This window comes from Humibacillus xanthopallidus (assembly GCF_044793955.1).
In the GTDB taxonomy this organism is placed as follows: Bacteria; Actinomycetota; Actinomycetes; order Actinomycetales; family Dermatophilaceae; genus Humibacillus; species Humibacillus xanthopallidus_C.
On the sequence record NZ_CP084995.1, the window covers coordinates 1,277,726 to 1,295,590 of the forward strand.

General features: G+C 69.7%; 15 protein-coding genes and 1 tRNA gene. 4 read left to right on the forward strand and 12 right to left on the reverse strand.

Annotation, left to right across the window (positions count from 1 at the left end; all coding sequences use genetic code 11):
* Nucleotides 1–19: 19 nt before the first annotated feature.
* The 10 genes from LG278_RS05820 to LG278_RS05865 all read right to left on the reverse strand — a co-directional run bounded on the left by LG278_RS05820 (nucleotide 20) and on the right by LG278_RS05865 (nucleotide 12,422).
* On the reverse strand, nucleotides 20–1,210 hold the full coding sequence (locus LG278_RS05820; RefSeq protein ID WP_404391847.1) for an acetate/propionate family kinase: 1,191 nt from the start codon (nucleotides 1,208–1,210) through the stop codon (nucleotides 20–22).
* Complete coding sequence (gene pta / locus LG278_RS05825) at nucleotides 1,207–3,315, reverse strand: phosphate acetyltransferase (RefSeq protein WP_404391849.1); 2,109 nt, start codon at nucleotides 3,313–3,315, stop codon at nucleotides 1,207–1,209. The genes LG278_RS05820 and pta overlap by 4 nt, the downstream gene beginning before the upstream one ends.
* Nucleotides 3,316–3,373: 58 nt before the next feature.
* The gene (locus tag LG278_RS05830) at nucleotides 3,374–4,237 is read right to left on the reverse strand and encodes a DUF72 domain-containing protein (protein ID WP_404391850.1); all 864 of its coding nucleotides are present in this window, start codon (nucleotides 4,235–4,237) and stop codon (nucleotides 3,374–3,376) included.
* A 16-nt stretch (nucleotides 4,238–4,253) separates the two neighbouring features.
* The gene (corA, locus tag LG278_RS05835) at nucleotides 4,254–5,396 is read right to left on the reverse strand and encodes a magnesium/cobalt transporter CorA (protein ID WP_404391852.1); all 1,143 of its coding nucleotides are present in this window, start codon (nucleotides 5,394–5,396) and stop codon (nucleotides 4,254–4,256) included.
* 413 nt (nucleotides 5,397–5,809) lie between these two features.
* Nucleotides 5,810–6,073, reverse strand: coding sequence for a hypothetical protein (locus tag LG278_RS05840; RefSeq protein WP_404391854.1), 264 nt, complete (start codon nucleotides 6,071–6,073; stop codon nucleotides 5,810–5,812).
* Nucleotides 6,074–6,144: 71 nt separating this feature from the next.
* Entirely contained in the window at nucleotides 6,145–6,567 is a 423-nt protein-coding gene (locus LG278_RS05845; RefSeq protein ID WP_404391856.1) for an ester cyclase, read from the reverse strand.
* A gap of 73 nt (nucleotides 6,568–6,640) precedes the next feature.
* Complete coding sequence (locus tag LG278_RS05850) at nucleotides 6,641–9,448, reverse strand: helix-turn-helix transcriptional regulator (RefSeq protein WP_404391858.1); 2,808 nt, start codon at nucleotides 9,446–9,448, stop codon at nucleotides 6,641–6,643.
* 308 nt (nucleotides 9,449–9,756) lie between these two features.
* A tRNA-Ala gene (locus LG278_RS05855) sits at nucleotides 9,757–9,829 on the reverse strand.
* 67 nt (nucleotides 9,830–9,896) lie between these two features.
* On the reverse strand, nucleotides 9,897–11,489 hold the full coding sequence (locus tag LG278_RS05860; protein ID WP_404391860.1) for a dolichyl-phosphate-mannose--protein mannosyltransferase: 1,593 nt from the start codon (nucleotides 11,487–11,489) through the stop codon (nucleotides 9,897–9,899).
* 102 nt (nucleotides 11,490–11,591) lie between these two features.
* Nucleotides 11,592–12,422 carry a CPBP family intramembrane glutamic endopeptidase gene (locus tag LG278_RS05865; protein WP_404391862.1) on the reverse strand — a complete coding sequence of 277 codons (831 nt, stop codon included), beginning with the start codon at nucleotides 12,420–12,422 and terminating at the stop codon, nucleotides 11,592–11,594.
* A gap of 98 nt (nucleotides 12,423–12,520) precedes the next feature.
* On the opposite strand from LG278_RS05865, the gene LG278_RS05870 reads away from it, so the two are divergent.
* The 4 genes from LG278_RS05870 (at nucleotide 12,521) to LG278_RS05885 (ending at nucleotide 16,229) form a co-directional block, all read left to right on the forward strand.
* The gene (locus LG278_RS05870) at nucleotides 12,521–13,264 is read left to right on the forward strand and encodes a dienelactone hydrolase family protein (RefSeq protein WP_404391864.1); all 744 of its coding nucleotides are present in this window, start codon (nucleotides 12,521–12,523) and stop codon (nucleotides 13,262–13,264) included.
* A gap of 105 nt (nucleotides 13,265–13,369) precedes the next feature.
* Entirely contained in the window at nucleotides 13,370–14,746 is a 1,377-nt protein-coding gene (locus tag LG278_RS05875) for an immune inhibitor A domain-containing protein (RefSeq protein WP_404391865.1), read from the forward strand.
* A gap of 8 nt (nucleotides 14,747–14,754) precedes the next feature.
* The gene (locus LG278_RS05880; protein WP_404391866.1) at nucleotides 14,755–15,687 is read left to right on the forward strand and encodes a hypothetical protein; all 933 of its coding nucleotides are present in this window, start codon (nucleotides 14,755–14,757) and stop codon (nucleotides 15,685–15,687) included.
* A 134-nt stretch (nucleotides 15,688–15,821) separates the two neighbouring features.
* Nucleotides 15,822–16,229, forward strand: a complete 408-nt coding sequence (locus LG278_RS05885) for a hypothetical protein (protein ID WP_404391868.1) — start codon at nucleotides 15,822–15,824, stop codon at nucleotides 16,227–16,229.
* A 384-nt stretch (nucleotides 16,230–16,613) separates the two neighbouring features.
* Here the strand turns inward: LG278_RS05885 and LG278_RS05890 are convergent, their stop codons facing one another.
* Nucleotides 16,614–17,219 carry a DinB family protein gene (locus LG278_RS05890; RefSeq protein WP_404391870.1) on the reverse strand — a complete coding sequence of 202 codons (606 nt, stop codon included), beginning with the start codon at nucleotides 17,217–17,219 and terminating at the stop codon, nucleotides 16,614–16,616.
* Between the two features lie 14 nt (nucleotides 17,220–17,233).
* The gene (locus LG278_RS05895; RefSeq protein WP_404391872.1) at nucleotides 17,234–17,815 is read right to left on the reverse strand and encodes a DinB family protein; all 582 of its coding nucleotides are present in this window, start codon (nucleotides 17,813–17,815) and stop codon (nucleotides 17,234–17,236) included.
* Nucleotides 17,816–17,865 lie beyond the last annotated feature (50 nt).

Below are 17,865 nucleotides of genomic sequence, written 5' to 3' on the forward strand. Positions count from 1 at the left end.
GGAGTGTGAGCGGGCCAGGTCAGTGCACGAGGTCGGCGGTCTGGCGGGCGATCGCCAGCTCCTCGTTGGTCGGCACGACGGCCACGACCACCCGGCTGCCGTCCGGCGAGATCACGGTCGGCTCGGTGACGCGCCCTCCGTCGGCCTCGTTGCGTGCGGGGTCGACGGCGATGCCGAGCCCGTCGAGCCCGTTGGCCAGGCCCGCGCGCACCCGAGGGCTGTTCTGGCCGACGCCGGCCGTGAAGACGAGGACGTCGATGCGTCCGAGGTGGGCGAGGTAAGCGCCGACATAGTGCTTGAGCCGGTGCACGAAGACGTCGAGCGCCAGCCTCGCCGCCTCGTCACCCGCGTCCAGCCGCTTGCTGAGCTCACGGAAGTCGTTGACACCGGTCAGGCCGAGCAGGCCCGACCGCTTGTTGAGCATCTCGTCGATCTCGTCGATCGAGAGACCGACCTGGCGCGAGAGGAAGGCGTGCAGGCCGGGGTCGACGTCACCCGAGCGCGTGCCCATGACCAGCCCCTGCAGGGGAGTCAGACCCATCGAGGTCTCGATGGCGACCCCGCCCCGGATGGCCGAGGCGGAGCAGCCGTTGCCGAGGTGCAGCACGACCTGGTTGAGCTCCTCGACGGGGCGCCCGAGCAGCTCCGCGCTCGCCCGCGAGACGAACTGGTGCGAGGTGCCGTGGAAGCCGTAGCGGCGAATCGCGTGCTTCTGCGCGAGGTCGCGGGGCACGGCATACGTGGAGGCCTCGGGCGGCAGGGTCGAGAAGAAGGCGGTGTCGAACACGGCGACGTGCGGCACGTCGAAGTGTGACCGCGCGGCCTCGATGCCCGTCACCGCAGCCGGATTGTGCAGTGGCGCAAGGGGACTGAGCGCCTGGATGCGAGCGACGACGTCGTCATCGATGACGACGGGCTCGGAGAAGTCTGGCCCGCCGTGCACGACGCGGTGCCCGACGGCACGCAGTGACACGGCATCGAGGTCGACCCCGTCGTCAGCAAGCCTTGCCCGCATGGCCTCGAGCGCAGCGGCGTGGTCGGCGACGTCGCTGCCGGACTCGCCGATGCGCTCGATCACACCGCTCGCGCTCACCTCGCCCGACTCGGGCACGAGCAGCTGGTACTTCAACGAGGACGACCCGGCGTTGAGCACGAGCACGGGTCGCTCTGTCTGGTCGGACGGGTCGGGCTGGTGGGGGTTGTCGTTCACCCGGTGGCTCCCTGCTGGGCGGAGGCGGACAGGCTCTGCGCCTGCACGGCGGTGATCGCGACGGTGTTGACGATGTCGTCGACGAGGGCGCCGCGCGAGAGGTCGTTGACGGGCTTGCGCAGGCCCTGGAGCACCGGCCCGATCGCGACGGCGTGCGCGCTGCGCTGCACGGCCTTGTAGGTGTTGTTGCCCGTGTTGAGGTCGGGGAAGACGAAGACCGTGGCCTTGCCGGCGACATCGGAGTCGGGCATTTTGGCGCGCCCGACGACGGGGTCGATGGCCGCGTCGTACTGGATCGGCCCGACGAGCCGCAGGTCGGGGGAGCGCTGGGCCACCAGCTCCGTTGCGGCACGGACCTTCTCGACGTCGGCCCCCGACCCGCTGGAGCCGGTGGAGTAGGAGAGCATCGCGACGCGCGGGTCGATGCCGAACTGCGCGGCGGTCTGGGCCGACGAGATCGCGATGTCGGCGAGCTGCTCGGTCGTCGGGTCGGGGATGACGGCACAGTCGCCGTAGACGAGCACCCGGTCGGCGAGGCACATGAGGAAGACGCTCGAGACGGTGCGCACGCCGTCGGCGGTCTTGATGAACTCCAGCGCCGGCCGGATCGTGTGGGCGGTCGTGTTGACGGCGCCGCTGACCATGCCGTCGGCGAGGCCGAGGTGCACCATCATCGTGCCGAAGTACGAGATGTCGGTGACGACCTCGCGGGCGCGCTCGAGGGTCATGCCCTTGTGAGCCCGCACGTCGGCATACGTCTGGGCGAAGCGCTCAACGAGCTCGGGGTCGTGGGGAGAGACGACGCGTGCCTCGTCGAGGTCGAGGCCAAGGGCGGAGCCGCGGGCGCGCACGGCGTTCTCGTCGCCGAGGAGCGTGAGCTCGGCGACGCCGCGTCGCAGCAGGACGTCGGCGGCCTCGAGGATGCGGTCGTCCTGGCTCTCGGGCAGCACGATGTGGCGGCGGTCCGACCGTGCACGCTCCATGAGCTGGAACTCGAACATCAGCGGTGTGCGCACCTCCGACGACGACACGTCGATGGCCCGCAGCAGGGTGGCCTGGTCGACCCGCTCGGAGAAGAGGCGCCGGGCGGTCTCGATCTTGTTGCGCGAGCTCGCCATCATCGGGCCGCGCACCTGCATCGCGGCCTGCGCCGTGTGGATCGTGTCGGCCTCGGTGAGGGCGATGGGCAGGTCCTGCTGCACACCGGCGGTGAGGCGCGCGATCGTCTCGGGCATCTCGTAGCCGCCCGTGAGGATGATGCCCGCGAGCGCGGGGAAGGTGCCCGACTGGTGCGCCAGCATCAGGCCGGGCACGAGGTCGGTGCGGTCGCTCGGGGCGATGACGGTGACGTCGGTGCGCAGTCGCGAGAGCACGTTGGGCAGGCTCATGGCGGCCACGACGAGCCCGAGGCTGTCGCGGTCCATCCACGACTCCGAGCCGAGCACGAGGCGCGCGCCGACGGCCTCGGCGAGCGAGCGGAAGCTGGGGGCGGCGAGGAGCGCGTTCTCGGGGATCGCCGCGGTGACCGGGTGCGGCAGGTCGGCGAGGGCGGCGCTCGTCGCCTCGAGGTCGTCGGGCTCGACGCGGTTGGCGATGACGGCCACGGTGAGGGCGTGGTTGGCCTTGAGCTCGGCGAGGGCGCTGTCGGCGGCGACGCGCACCTGCTCGGGCGTGCGGTCGCGGCCGTGCACGACGAGCACGACGGGGGAGCCGAGGTTGGCCGCGACGCGGGCGTTGAACGACAGCTCGGTGCCGGTCGAGACGTCGGTGTAGTCCGACCCGAGCACCACCATGACCTCGAAGCGGCTCGCGAGACGGCTGTAGCGCTCGACGATGAGGTGCAGGGCCTCGTCGGGGTCGACGTGCGCCTGGGCATAGGTGACGCCGAGCGCCTCCTCGTAGGTCTGGTCGGTGCCGGGCTGCGCGACGAGCATCTCGACGATGTGGTCGACCTCCTCGTCGGGCCCGCTGCCCCCGAGCGTTGTTAGGGGACGGAAGACCCCGACTGACCCGACCTCACGGATGAGGGCGTCGAGCAGGCCGAGGGCCACCGCCGACTTGCCGGTGAGTCCCTCGGGCGACGCGACATAGACACTGCGGCTCACACGACGAACCTAGCGGTCGAGGCGACGGATCGGCAGGGCCCGCTCGCCGCGCGAGTCGTCACCGTCCACCCGGGTCAACTCCCGCGCCGGGGCGCGGGGCGGTCGTCATCCCGAGCCGGTCGAGGAGCCGGACGGCATCCCACGGCGCATGGCCGCGAGCGTCGTTGTCGAAGTAGACGTGCACGTCGTGCCCCTGATCGAGCCAGCGCCTGCACGTCGCGGCCCAGCGGTCGAGCGACGCGTCGGTGTAGCCGCTGGCATAGAGCTCCGTCTCGCCGTGCAGACGGACGTAGCGGAAGTCGCTCGTCGCATCGTGCATCGTCGGCCACCGGCCGGCACTGTCGGCGACGACGATCGCGATGTCGTGCTCGGCGCACAGGGCTCTCACCTCGTCGGAGTCAAAGCTCGGGTGCCGTGGCTCGAGGGCATGACGCAACGGTTGGTCGACCTCGCAGGTCGTGAGCGTCCGGTCGTCGTCGAGCCTGTCATCGTGACAGGTGGCGAGTCCGGCAGCCGCGCCCGTGGTGCGCGGGAGCAGGTCGAAGAAGCCTCGGAGCCGATCAGCGTCGAAGGCGAGCCGCTCGGGCAGTTGCCACAGCACGGGGCCGAGCTGGCGCCCGAGAGCCAGCACTCCGCTCGCGAAGAAGTTGGCCACCGGGGTCTCGACGTCGCGCAGGGACTTCATGTGCGTGATGAAGCGGCCGCCCTTGACCGCGAGCACGACGTCGGGTGGCACGGCAGCCCGCCACGCGGCATACGAGCTCGGGCGCTGCAGGGAGTAGAACGAGCCGTTCACCTCGATCGAGGTCATTCGCTCTGCGGCGTACGTCAGCTCGAGCCGCTGAGGCAGTCCCTTCGGGTAGAAGTCACCGCGCCAGCGCGGATAGCGCCAGCCGGAGACGCCGACGAGGGCCCGGGCCATCACCCCACCGTAGGGCTCAGATCCAGCGGCGCTTCTTGAAGATGCCGAAGAGCGTGGCGCTGACCAGACCCATGAGCCCGATTGCCATGGGGTAGCCGAGCTGCCAGTGCAGCTCGGGCATCACGTCGAAGTTCATCCCGTAGACGGTGCCGATGAGGGTCGGCGCGAAGAGGATGGCGGCCCAGGCGGAGATCTTCTTGACCTCCTCGTTCTGGTCCATGCTCGCCTCGGTGAGGGTCTTCATCTCCTCGTTCTGCTTCTGTGCGACGAGCGTGGCGTTGACGGTGAGGATGTCGCGCAGCAGGTGCCGGAAGCCCTCCACCTGCTCACGCACCTGGGTGAGGTGGTCCTCGACGTCGCGCAGGTAGCGGCGCAGCTCCTCGTCGGTGCCGTACTTCTCGAAGCCCGCCGAGAGCGACTGGATGACGGTCGCGAGCGGCCGCACGGCGCGCTCGAACTCGATGACCTCGCGGCTCAGCTCGTAGATGCGGCGCGACACCGCGGGGTCGCCACGGAAGACCTCGGTCTCGATCTCGTCGATGTCGTTGTGCAGGCCGCGGACGACGGGCACGTACCCGTCGACGACGCGGTCGAGGATCGCGTAGAGCACCGCCTCGGGGCCCAGCGCGAGCAGCTCCGGGTCGCTCTCGAGGCGGCGGCGCACGGCGGATAGGTCGGGCGCCTCGCTGTGGCGCACGGTGATGACGAAGTCGGGCCCGACGAAGAGGTGGACCTCACCGAACTCGACCTCCTCGGACTCGTCGAGGTAGCGCGCCGCTCGCAGCACGACGAAGAGCGTCTCTCCGTAGCGCTCGAGCTTGGGTCGCTGGTGGGCCACGATCGCGTCCTCGACCGCCAACTCGTGAAGGTCGAATTCGGCTGCGAGAGCGGCAAGCTCGTCTTGCGTCGGGCGATAGAGGCCGATCCAGCCGACGGCATCGGTCTGCTCGCGCAGACTCCGGAAGGTCTCGGCGAGGCTGGTCGGCGACGCCGTCCGTCGACCGTCGACGTAGATCGCGCTGTCGACCATGCTCGCGCCGTCACGGCCGCGACGCGACGGCGTCGACGCCGGTGCCGGCAGCACGACGCCACCGGTCGCGGCGGGTCGGCGGACCCGGTCGGCGAGGGTGCGGATCGGGTTGCGGGTGCGCTCGGACATGACGACTCCCTGAGGGGCGGAGGGGCAGGCGGTCAGCAGGGGACCTCTGCCCGTGAGTCGTCGGCCGTGTGGGCGCGCTCGAGGGGTCAGGTGTCCCGGGGCGGATGACTGGGAGGTTCGCCGCACATGGCGTCCACCTCCCTGCCGTTCGTCCTGCGTGTCGTCCGACGAGCCCGTATGCCGTCGCCTCGGGGAGTCTAGACCCGCTGGCCGGGTGCGTGTCCGGCGTTTGACGCGTCGTGGACGGTGCCACCCACGAAGCCAGGTGCGTTCGGCCCGGAGGTTGCTGAGATGTCAGCACAGCAGGTGCGCGAGCTGTGCTCGTGCACCTGCTGTGGTGTGAAACTCGATGATCACCGTGAGGCCCTGAGGCGAGATCCGGATTCCGGACCTCACCGATGCCTGGTGGTGCCCTAGGCCTCGACGTAGACGGTCATCGGCTGGATGACCCCGTGCGACTCCGCCTGGGCGGCTACGTCCGGGGGTAGCGACGACAGCATGCTCTTGAACGCATCCAGGTCGTCGATCTCGAAGGTCACAGCGGCGTTCGTGGTCCCGTCCAGGGCCACGAGGTCGGTGACCCCGACGGCACCGGGGAGGGCTGCGACGCGCTCGGTCCTTCCGCCGAGCCAGCGGTCGATGTCCTTGATGGCGTGGGTGATGACGATTCTTGGCATGGGTCAACTCCTGACAGGTGCGACAACCGCGTCCGCGGCATGGTGTGAGCCCGGGTGCAACGGGCCGAGGGCTATGACGGAGCGCCGGCGGGCACGACGCCCAGCTGTTGCATCAGCGACAACATGTCCGAGACACCCCAGTGCTCGCAGACCAGCCCATCGTCGTCAAAGCGCATGATGTCGATCAGCGCCACCCCGACGACGCGCGTGCCAGTGGGCGGCATACCCATGAACTCGCCCTGGTGAGTTCCCGTGACCGTCACCCGCGCCACGGCCTTGTCGCCGTCCGCGATGACGTCCTCGACGTTCATCTGCATGTCGGGGAACGATGCCCGCAGGCTTCGGAAGAAGTCTAGGGTCCCCTCCTTCGTGGCAGGAAAGCCGGGTCCGCCCTGGTGGTCGACGAAGTCGTCCGCCACCAGATCGCCGAACCCGTCGATGTCTCCTGCACTGATCCGCTCGTACGTCCTGCGCATCGTCGCCGCGTGGTCCATCGCGCATTCCTCTCTCCGTGCTTGCGCCCTGCGCTGCTGTGACCCATTGTCGTAACGGTCAGCGGCCGAGACATCACTCGATCAAGTGGTTCACCGCGGTGGCGAGGGTGACCCTGTTGGACACGCCGAGCTTGGCGAACACGTGCCGGAGGTGGGTGTTGACGGTGTGCGGCGAGATGTAGAGCTGCCGGGCCACAGCACCGTTGGTCAGTCCTTCGGCCACCAGCCGCGACACCGCTCGCTCGGTCCTGGTGAGGCTCTCCCAGCCGCCGTCGGGCGCGCGCCTCGGCCCGCGCGGACCAGGACGAATGCCGAGGGCGCGCAACTCCCCTCTGACCCGACCTGCCCAGGCACCGGCGCCCGCCTGCTCGTAGCGATCCCATGCCTCCGTCAGCAGCGCCGCCGCCTCGTCGCGCCGCCCCACCCGAGCCAGCACCCTCGCCGCATCCTCACAGGCGCCGGCGTGCTCGACGAGGAGCGGCGCGCGGCGGGCCAGTGCGACGGCCTCGAGCATCGCCTCGACGTCGCCGTGGACGAGGCCCTGGCAGCGCAGGGCCATGCTGCGCACGGTCGGCACCTCCGGAGCGAGGGCACTCCCCGTTGCGACGTCGGCGGCCACCTCGGCAGCAACCTCATGATGCCCCAGCGCCAGGGCCAGGCGCACGAGGTCAGGAGCGAGACGGCGGTGGTAGTAGCGGCACTCCCGTGCCGCGTCAAAACGCCAACACCGCAACAACACGTCATACGCACCCTGATGGTTGCCTTCGGCCGACTTCAGGCCTGACACCGCGAAGGCGAGGACTCCCGCGTTGTAGCTCAGCGGGGAGCCGTTCAGCGGTGCAGCGATCCCGGCGGTCAGCTCGTTCGCCGCGTGGAGGTCGCCTGCGCCCGTCGCGATGATGGCCCGATAGGCGAGCGACTGGGCGACCAGCAACTCGTTCCCCTTCCCCCGTGCAGCCTGTTCGCCCGCGATGAGGCCGGGGACCGCGTCATCCCACTCCCCGATGACGAAGGACGCCTCCGCGTCGGCCATCAGCGTCTCGGAGAGCCACCACGCGGAGCCGAACTCGTCCGCGAGCGCCTCGCGGTACGCAGCTCGCGCCTCATCGACGAGGTCGCAGTCGAACAGCGCCAGGCCGAGGAAGAACTTCGGCTGCAGCGGCAGCGATCTCATGTCCTGCGAGCCGGCAGCGAGGGCGGCCGCCCGCCGGCCGTGGGCCAGCGCCTCACCGAAGCGGCCCTGCCGCCCCACTGCCACCAGCAACGCCGTCAGCGCCCACACTGTCATCGCCGCATCGCGCGCTTGCTCGGCGATGCCGACCCCCCGGGTTGCCACCGCCTCGCCCGAGCGCGGATCGCCTGAATACGTCAGAGCCCAGCTCTGCTGGGCGAGGATCATCACCCGATCAGCGGGGCCAAGCAGTGCCGAGTCGGCGAGGCTGGCCTGAGCCACGGCGATGACCTCGTCTGCGCGGTTCTGGAGCGCGAGCGCACCAAGCAGCCCGACGCGGAGCGGGGTGTCCACCTCGGCTGCGTGGTGCCGGGCGAGCACCGCTTCCGCACGGGACGACGCCTCGGCCACCTGCCCGGCGCGAAGCAGTGCCTGGATGACCTCCGACGCGACGGCGTCCTCCTCAGGATGACCGGCTGGCAGCAAAGTCTCAGCACGGCGGAGGAGCTCGACAGTGACTGAAGGGGCTTGCGATGACGCCTCGCGGGCGGCGTCGCGCAACCAGGTGACCGCCTGCACGTCTCCTCGCTCAGCTCCCAGCATCAGGTGGTCTGCGACGTCCAGTCGATCCGCGCCGGCCGCGACCAGCACGACTGCGGCCTCACGATGCAGGAGGCGACGGGCCGACGGCGGAATGTGCTGGTAGATCGCGTCATGCACGAGCTGGTGCCGGAACACGACCCGCTCGTCCGACTCGTCGAGAAGCTGGGCGTCGAACGCATGGCCGAGCTGTCTGACCACGTCGGCCGACGGCTGGCGCGCGACGGCTGCGACGTCGCGCAGCGATACGGCATCGCCGAGCACCGCGGCTATCTGCAGGAGCTCGAGCGTCGCCGGAGGCAGATCCCGCAGGCGGCGAAAGACAAGGTCACTGACTGAGGCCGGGAGATCCGAGGTGCTCACCTCGACGGTGTCGCCTGCACGTCGCAGCATTCCGTCGTCGGCCAGCGAGCGCAGCATGGCCGTGGCCCAGAGCGGGTTGCCGGCAGCCTTGGCCAGCATGGCGGTCAGGGCCTGACCAGGAGTCGCCCCGAGCACGTCACGGGCAAGGACGGTCACGTCGTCGGACGTCAGCGGCTGGAGCTTTAGGGTGCGCGCGTGCCCCGCCGCCAGGTCGTCGAGGAGGCGTTCGACATCAGCCGGCCGAGGCGAAGACCGCGCTGTCACCACCACGAGCAATGGTGAAAGGGATAGCTGCCGCGAAACGGTCAAGATCGCCAACGCTGTGGCGCTGTCCGCCCAGTGGAGGTCTTCCGCCACGAGCAACACCGGGCCCGTCGCGCACAGCGTCTCCACCAGGTCCACGACCTCCTCGACGACCCGATATTGGATGTCGCCGGCGGGCGCCGCCGAGGCTTCGGTGCTCCGGCCTCCCAGCAGCACGCCGATCGCGGCCCTGCGCGGGTCCGGTGACCGACGGCTCAACCCGAGCGCCTCAGCCACGACGCCGAATGGGCGGGTCCTTTCGAAGGGATGCGCCTGCCCGGAGAACACGGCCACCTGATGCGCCCGCGCGTCGTCGACGATGCTCTGCACCAGGCGGGTCTTCCCGATGCCGGCTTCGCCCTCGATCGTCAGCACGGAGGCTCGCCCCTCGCCGAGATCGCGGACTGCGTCCGCGGCCGTGGCGAGTTCGGCCTCGCGACCCACGAGCGTCTCCGCCGAAGACACACTCAAAGGCTTCCCCAACTGCATCGCCCGAGTCCGGATCCCTCAGTATGCCAGCGGGTTCCGGCCTGCAAGGGACGGTTGGCGAGAAGGGCGTGGCCGGTGCCCACGAGCGTCCCGCTTCGCGTGGAGGAAGCCCGAATGCCGGGCTTGTGCCCCCGCGAACCACCCCGCGAGCTGAGGGGAGCCGTCGCCTCCGCTTCGCTCCGGCTCCTCACGAATCCCCCCATACACATCCAGAGATGACAAGAGGGCCGGACGAAAAGCGTGTCCGGCCCTCTTGTCATCTGTGGAGCTGAGGGGATTCGAACCCCTGACCTTCTCATTGCGAACGAGACGCGCTACCAACTGCGCCACAGCCCCTAGTGCGCGTGAATGCTAACACCACGCCGGACGGCATACCCAATCGGTGGGGCGGGCCGGAGGCCGCTCAAACCCAGCTCGGGAACCACATCCGGCGCTGCCACTCGGTGAGCGGGATGACGTCGGCGACGTAGATCGGGTGGAAGAACGCGAAGAGGCCGATCGTCAGCACGACGAAGGCGCCCATGACGCCGTAGCCGACCCTCCGCCTCGTCAGTGAGGCGCCCCGCCCACCCAGGATCAGCCCGAGCACGTAGACGCAGGCGAGCACCACCCACGGCACGAACGCCACCTCGTAGAACGAGTAGATCGTGCGGCCCGAGAAGACGAACCACGGCAGGTAGCCCGCGGCGATGCCGCAGAGGATGGCGCCCGCGCGCCAGTCGCGACGCAGCGCCCACATGAAGAGCAGCACGAAGATCGCGAGGGTCGCGCCCCACCAGACCGACACGGTGCCGATCGAGGTGATCGCCTTGCTGCACTGCTCGACGACGCACCCGTCGGCCCCCTGCTTGGGCCCCTCGTAGAAGAACGAGGTCGGACGCCCTTGGATGAGCCACGACCACGGGCTCGTCTGGTAGGGATGCGGCGAGTTGATCGCCTGGGTGGAGGCGAACATCTGCTGGTGGTAGGCCCACAGCGAGCGCCACCAGTCGGGCAGCCAGGTGTGGGTCGTGGGGTTGGTTTCGGCCCAGGTGCGGAACGACCCGCCCGTGCTCAGCACCCATCCCGTCCAGCTCGCGACGTAGGTGACGATGGCGGTCCCGACGATCTGCACGAAGGCGAAAGGGGCGTCCTTGACGAGCGTGCCCGCGGTCCAGCCGCGCACGCCTGCGGCGCGCCGCGCGCCGAGGTCCCACAGCACGGTCAGCAGTCCGAAGGCCACGATGAAGTAGAGGCCCGACCACTTGACGCCGGCCGAGAGGCCGAGCATCACCCCGGCCACCCACCTCCACGGTCGCCAGCCCAGCCACGGCCCGAGGTAGGACGTCGCGGCCCGCGGCCGGTCGCCGACCGCCCGGGCCAGCACGTCGCGCGCCCGGTCGCGGTCGATGAGCAGCGCCCCGAAGGCGGCGAGCCCGAAGAACATGACGAAGATGTCGAGCAGCCCCGTGCGTGAGTGGACGAAGTGGTGGCCCTCGAAGGCGAGCAGCGCCGCGGCGACGGTGCCGAGCAGGTCGGAGCGGAAGAGGCGACGCGCGATGAGGCCGAGCATGAGGATCGAGAGCGTGCCGGCCAGGGCGACGGAGAAGCGCCAGCCGAAGGAGTTGAGGATGCCGAACGGCACCTCGCCCCAACCGATCAGCCACTTGCCGACCGGTGGGTGCACGACGAAGTCACCCTCGGTGCCGTAGATGAACGGGTCGTTGGCGGTGAAGTGCTGGTCGACCTGCTGCGCCTCCTGGAGCAGGTCGTCGTTCTTCATCTCGAACCAGAACAGGACCATCGACCAGCCCTGCTTGACGTAGTACGTCTCGTCGAAGATCAGCTGGTGCGGAGCGCCGACGTGCCAGAAGCGCATGATGCCGCCGACCGCCGCGAAGAAGAGCGGCCCGGCCCAGCCGAGCCACGCGATCCGACCGGCGGTGCGCCGGCTCAGGCGGTGGTCGTCGGCCGGGTCCCCGAGCAGGCGGGCGCGCACCTGCCGGGCCGAGTTCATGGGCGAGAGTGTATGCAGTGTGGCTGGCTCGAGCGCCCTCGCGCCCTCGTGGGTGGCGGAGTCCGTCGACCGAGTGGTCAGTCGAGCGTTCAGATCGAGCCGTCAGATGGAGATGCCGCGCGCCCGTAGCACCGAGTAGCCGACGAACGCGACGATGTCGAGGATCGAGTGGCACACGACGAGGGGCATCACCCGTCGCGTGCGCACGAAGACGAGCCCGAGGATGAGCCCCATGACGATGTTGCCGGCGAAGCCGCCGAAGCCCTGGTAGAGGTGGTAGGACCCGCGGATGACCGCGGACAGGCCGATGATGAGCGGCCACGACCACCCGATCTGGCGCCACCGGGTGAAGAGGTAGCCGACCATGATGACCTCCTCGAGGAGGGCGTTCTCGATGGCCGCCAGCACGAGCACCGGCCCCGACCACCACACCGCCTCGAGGTTGGCCGCCGAGACCTGGGTGTTGATCCCGATCGCCTTGGCGAAGAAGTAGAAGGCGAGCCCCGGCAGGCCGATGAGCGCCGCGAGCCCGACACCGCGCAGCAGGTCGCGGCCGGGTTGGCTCCGGTCCAGCCCGATGAAGCGGCCCGCGCGCACGTCGACCGCGGGGCGGCTCACGGTGTTGAGCAGATAGACCGCCAGCACCACCGCGACGAGCGGCAGCGCGATGCCGACGAGCTGGTAGGCGAGGTCGAGCCACGGGCGGTCCGGTGTCGCTGACTGGTTCATCGCCGTCGTCTGCTGCGAGAGCGGCACGGGCCGGGTCAGCTTCTCGATGATCGACAGGATCGCCCAGATCGCCGACGCCCCGAGACTGACGCCGAGCACGAGCGCCGTCTCGAAGCCGAGCGCACGCCGGGCGGCGGGCTCGACCACAGGCGCAGGGTCACGGTCCGAGGCAGCGAACAGCCCGGCATACCGGCGTGGCGTCATGGCGTCACTGTACTTTTGGCGCATGGGCGCCGCCGGGGCTGCACGCCTGGCTGCACATCGGGTTGCTCGCCGGCCACGGCGATGAAGGAGGTGAGCCCGTGAGCCTGCTCGCCGAGTGGGAGGGGAGCCGTCACGTGGCGGACGGCTTCGACTACCCGACCTATCGGCGGGGTCACGGTCCGGGGGTCATCGTCCTGCACGAGAGCCCCGGCCTCACCCCTGAGGTGATCGCCTTCGGTGACGAGCTCGTCGACCACGGCTTCACCGTCGTCCTGCCGCACCTCTTCGGCAGCGCGCACGCGCCGCCGAGGAGGCACGAGGGGGCGCTCGTCATCCCGCGCCTGTGCGTGACCCGCGAGTTCACGATGTTCGGCACCGGGGTCACCGCGCCGCTCTCGTCCTGGCTGCGCAGCCTGGCCCGCGCGCTCCACGCCGACACAGGTGGGCCCGGGGTCGGAGCGGTGGGAATGTGCGTCACGGGCGGCTTCGCGTTGGCGATGATGGTCGACCCCGTCGTCGTCGCGCCGGTCGTGGCCCAGCCCGCGACACCCCTGCCGATCGGCAGGCGCCGCGCCGGCGACGTCAACCTCTCCGACGAGGACCTCGCGGCGGTCGCGCGCCGTGCCGCCGAGGGCTGCCGCGTGCTCGGCGTCCGCTACCACCACGACTGGGTCACCGGCACCCGCTTCGACACCCTCACCGAGCTCCTCGGGGAGGCGTTCATCCGGGTCGAGCTCGACGGTCACGGCCACGCGACGTTGACCGACCACCGCCATCCTGAGGCGGTCGCGCGGGTCGTCGGCTTCCTCGAGGAGCGACTCCGCGAGAAAGGCCCCGCCTGAGGGAAGTCCGGGAAAGGCCCTCGCCACAGCCCCCCACGGTCATACGCTGCCCATGCGCGGGAGTGTGCCCGCGTCTCGGGGGAGTCCAGCGTCGAAGGGCTTGTCATGAGGAAGAGCGTTCTGGCGATCCCGGCGGGGGCACTAGCCATCGCCCTCACTCTCGGGTTGAACACCACGGCGGCTTCTGCCGTCAGCGGCGCAGCCCCACCCGGTGGAGGTGATCCCCAGGTGCAGCAGGGTCGGGACAGTCTCGAGCATCCGCTCGGGAAGAAGCAGGGCTCTCTGCGCGCCAAAGGCCTGGAGATGAAGCTGTCGGGCAAGCTCGCTCCGGACACCAAGGTCGCCAAGATCGCCAAGGGGCAGTACGTCGAGCTCGCCCGCCAGGGCGAGGACACGATCTGGACCGTCCTCGGCCAGTTCGGCAACGCCATCAACCCGACCTACGGCGGGACCACCGGGCCGGTGCGGAACCAGATCCCCGAGCCCGACCGGTCCGTCGACAACACGACGATCTGGACCGCGGACTTCAGCCCGGCCTACTTCACCGACCTGCTCTTCTCCGACGCCCCCGGGGCGATCTCGATGCGCAACTTCTACAAGGAGCAGTCGTCCAACCGCTACACCGTGAACGGCGACGTGACCGACTGGGTCACGGTGCCCTTCAACGCGGCGAACTACGGCTCGAACTACTGCGGCGGCATCGTCTGCGCCCGGACCTGGCTCTTCGTCAGTGACTCGGTCAACGCCTGGTACAACACCCAGGTCGCTGCCGGGAAGACTCCTGCGGAGATCAACGCGGCCCTCGCGAAGTACGACGTCTGGGACCGCTACGACTACAACGGCAACGGCAACTTCAACGAGCCCGACGGCTACATCGACCACTTCCAGTCGGTGCACGCGGGCGAGGGCGAGGAGACCGGAGGAGGCGCGCAGGGCACCGACGCGATCTGGTCGCACCGCTGGTACGCCTTCTACAACAACATCGGGGTGACCGGTCCGGCCACCAACAAGCTCGGTGGCATCCAGGTCGGCAGCTCCAACCTCTGGATCGGCGACTACACCGTCGAGCCCGAGAATGGTGGCGTCGGCGTCTTCGCCCACGAGTTCGGCCACGACCTCGGCCTTCCGGACCTCTATGACACGTCCGGTAACACCGGTGGAGCCGAGAACTCGACCGGCTTCTGGACGCTCTACTCGTCCGGCTCCTACGGCAGCTCGGGCAAGCCTGCTGACGGCATCGGCTCCAAGCCGATCCCGATGTCGGCCTACGAGAAGATCTTCCTCGGCTGGTCGGACTACCAGCTCGTCGGACCGGGACAGTCCGCGGCCGTCAAGCTCGGCCCGGCGTCAGCGACCACGAAACAGGCGCAACAGCTCGTCGTCGTCCTGCCCGACAAGCAGGTGACCACCAACATCGGTGGTCCGTACGAGGGGTCGAACTTCTACCACTCCGGCTCCGGGCAGACATCGACAACTCGATGACCCGGCAGGTGACACTTCCTGCCGGCACGGTCGGGCTGACAGCCAAGGCGCGCTACGACGTCGAGCTCGACTGGGACTACGCGTACCTCACCGTCAACGGCGCCCCGGTCGCGACGAACCGCTCAACGGGCACCAACCCGAACGGGCAGAACTTCGGCAACGGGATCACCGGGTCGACCGGCGGAGCCTGGGTCGACCTCACAGCCGATCTCTCGGCGTATGCCGGCCAGACGGTGACGCTCGGCTTCCGCTACTGGACCGACGGAGCGGTCGCGCCGGCCGGCTTCGGCATCGACAACATCGCGATCACGGGCCAGCCCCTGGACGGTGCCGAGTCCGACCCCGGGTGGACCTTCGCCGGGTTCAGCCGCACCACCGGCTCGGTGACGCAGTCCTTCTTCAACGCCTACTTCGCCGAGTACCGCAACTACCGCGGCTACGACGCGGGCCTCAAGACGGGCCCGTACAACTTCGGCTTCCTCAACAACCCGAACCTGCAGAACTGGGTGGAGCACTTCCCGTACCAGGACGGCCTGCTCGTCTGGTACTACGACACGTCGTTCGCCGACAACAACATCGGTGACAACTGTCTGGCTGGTCGTTGCGGTGGGCTCTACCTGCCCGTCGACGCGCACCCGAGTCTGATGCTCCGGCCGGACAACGGTCAGATGTGGCGTCCGCGCATCCAGTCCTACGACTCGACCTTCGGGCTCGAGAAGACCGACCGGATCTGCCTTCACGCCAACAGCACCGAGCAGTGCTACGGCCCGCTTCCGGCCAACCCCGTCTTCGACGACTCGAAGAGCTACTGGGTGGCGCCCGACCCCTCGATCGGCAACGTCGGATGGTCGAGCGTCCAGGTGCCCAACACGGGGACGAAGATCCGTGTCGTCGGAACGTCGGCGCAGGGTGACTTCATGCAGGTGACGGTCAACAAGTAGGACCGTCAGCTCACGCTGAGCGGGTGTCGGAGCGGGCGGGGCAGACCCCGCCCGCTTCGTCGTCTCCCGCCCTGGGGCGAGGCCCGTCCGAAACTCGTTGGCGCGCAGTGCAGTTGGCGTTCTACGGTCATGACATGCCGTCGACACTCCGTGCCGCCCTGCGCTCCCGGCTGATCGTTGCGATGCGCGAGCGTGACCGCGAGGTCGTCGCCGTGCTGCGCAACGCCGTCGCCGCGATCGAGAACGCCGAGGCCGTCCCCGTCGTCGACCTGCCCACGAGGACGACGTCGGCAGCGACGACCTCGGCCGAGGTGGCCGGCTCGGCGCTGGGCGTAGGAGCTGCCGAGGCCGACCGCCGTGACCTCGACACCGCCGCCGAGCGCAACGTCGTGCTCGCCGAGGTGGCCGCCCTCATCGAGGCCGAGCAGGTGTATGCCGCCGCCGGAGACACGTCGCGCGCGCGGTCCGCCTCGGCCGGGGTCGCCGTCCTCGAGGCCGTCCTCGAGGTCGTCATTGACGACGCGGGAGTCGGGCCGTCCTGACCGGTCTTGTCCACAGGGTCGGTGCACAAGCTGTGCACCGACGCTCGCGACGTGTGGAGAACCGACTCCGTCCTGTGGACGACACGCCGAAGGTCTGTGGACCCGACAATTGTTTTCCGGATTCCCTTGCGGGGCTTGGCCGAAGCGGGATAGAAATCTCTCACGCCCTCCTCTCGGGGAGAGCGGGACAGCTCGGAGACGAGGGTCCACACAGCGGGGCAACCCACTGCGGAAGCCGGGTGACGCGGCGACCGGGACCGGAGCCGAAGAGAAGTCGATCGGGAGCGTCACATCGACCGATCACCTAGAAGGGCCCTTGAGACTCATACTCCCAAGGGCCCTTCGCCTGTCTCACGCTCCTCGTCGCTCAACCGATCTCGCGCCTCAGCGCATTGACGCAGCAGGCCTCCACGGCTTCAGCCAGTCGGTCTCGGGCCATCCCTCGCGGCCGGCGACGAGCTCATACATCGTCGCCCCGTCGATCGACTCGCGCACGATGTCGGCGTGCCCAGCATGACGGGCCAGCTCCTCGACGATGTGCATCGCCACCCACCGCACCGACCATGCCTCGACGTCGTGGGGGAACCACGGCGCATCGCGGGGCACGGGCACCGGCGCGCCGAGATCCGCGCGGCGCAGCACCTTGCGGGTCACCTCGCCCTGGGCCGCCAGCGCCGAGAGCAGCGACTCGAGGGTGTCGTCGTCGGTCACGCGGAAGTCGTCACCCCACGCGGTGGCCTGCTCCTCGAGCGACTGCTCCGGCGGGGTCGGCACCCCGGGAGCCGCCGCCATGCGCTCGGTCCAGCCGCGCTCGCACGTCGTGACGTGCTTGATGAGGCCGCCGATGGTCAGGGTGCCGGCGGTGGGGGCGAGGCGGATCTGCTCTTCGGTGAGGCCGAAGGCGATGCTGGCGAAGGCGTCGCGCTGCTGGTCGAGGTAGGCGACGAGGCTCTCGCGCTCGTCGGCGACGGGTGGCACGTGTGCGGGCATGAGGGATGCTCCTGTCAGTCGTTGCGGTGGGTGAAGAGGTCACGCAGCAGGGCGATCTCGGCGCCGTGGTGGATGACCTCGCGGTTGATGTGCGCGACCAGCTCGGCGCGCGAGTGCTCGCCCCACGGCCCCTCGGCCGGGCCGCACGGCTCGGCGAGCCCGGCGAGTCCCCAGCTGCGCACGCCCTCGATCCACCCGGCAAACGCCGCGTCGAGCTGGGCGAGGGCCTCGTCGGCGCCGCCGGCGTAGTCGAAGGTGAGGTAGTCGGCCTCCGGGCCGCCGAAGTGGCTGTGCACGCGGGCGCCGAGCACGCCCACGATGAGGTGGGCGAGCCGCCAGGCGATGGTCGTGACGGGCGGCGGCACGGGCTCCGGGTAGGCGAAGTCGATGGTGAAGGCACCGCTGCCCCCTTGGATGGCGGTCTCGCTCTCGCCGCGGGGATGCACGTTCCACGCGCCGGGGGTCGGCTCCCAGAGGTACTCCTCGTCGGTGAGGCCCGTGAGCCGTGGGCGGAGCTGGTGGGTCCAGTGCCAGTCCACCTGCTCGAGCAGGACCCGGGGCCAGTCGATGGGCTGCGGTGCCGTCGTCTCTGTCATGTCCTCATCGTGGCAGTCATCTAGGACAGAACCTGTCCGCAGTCGGTGCG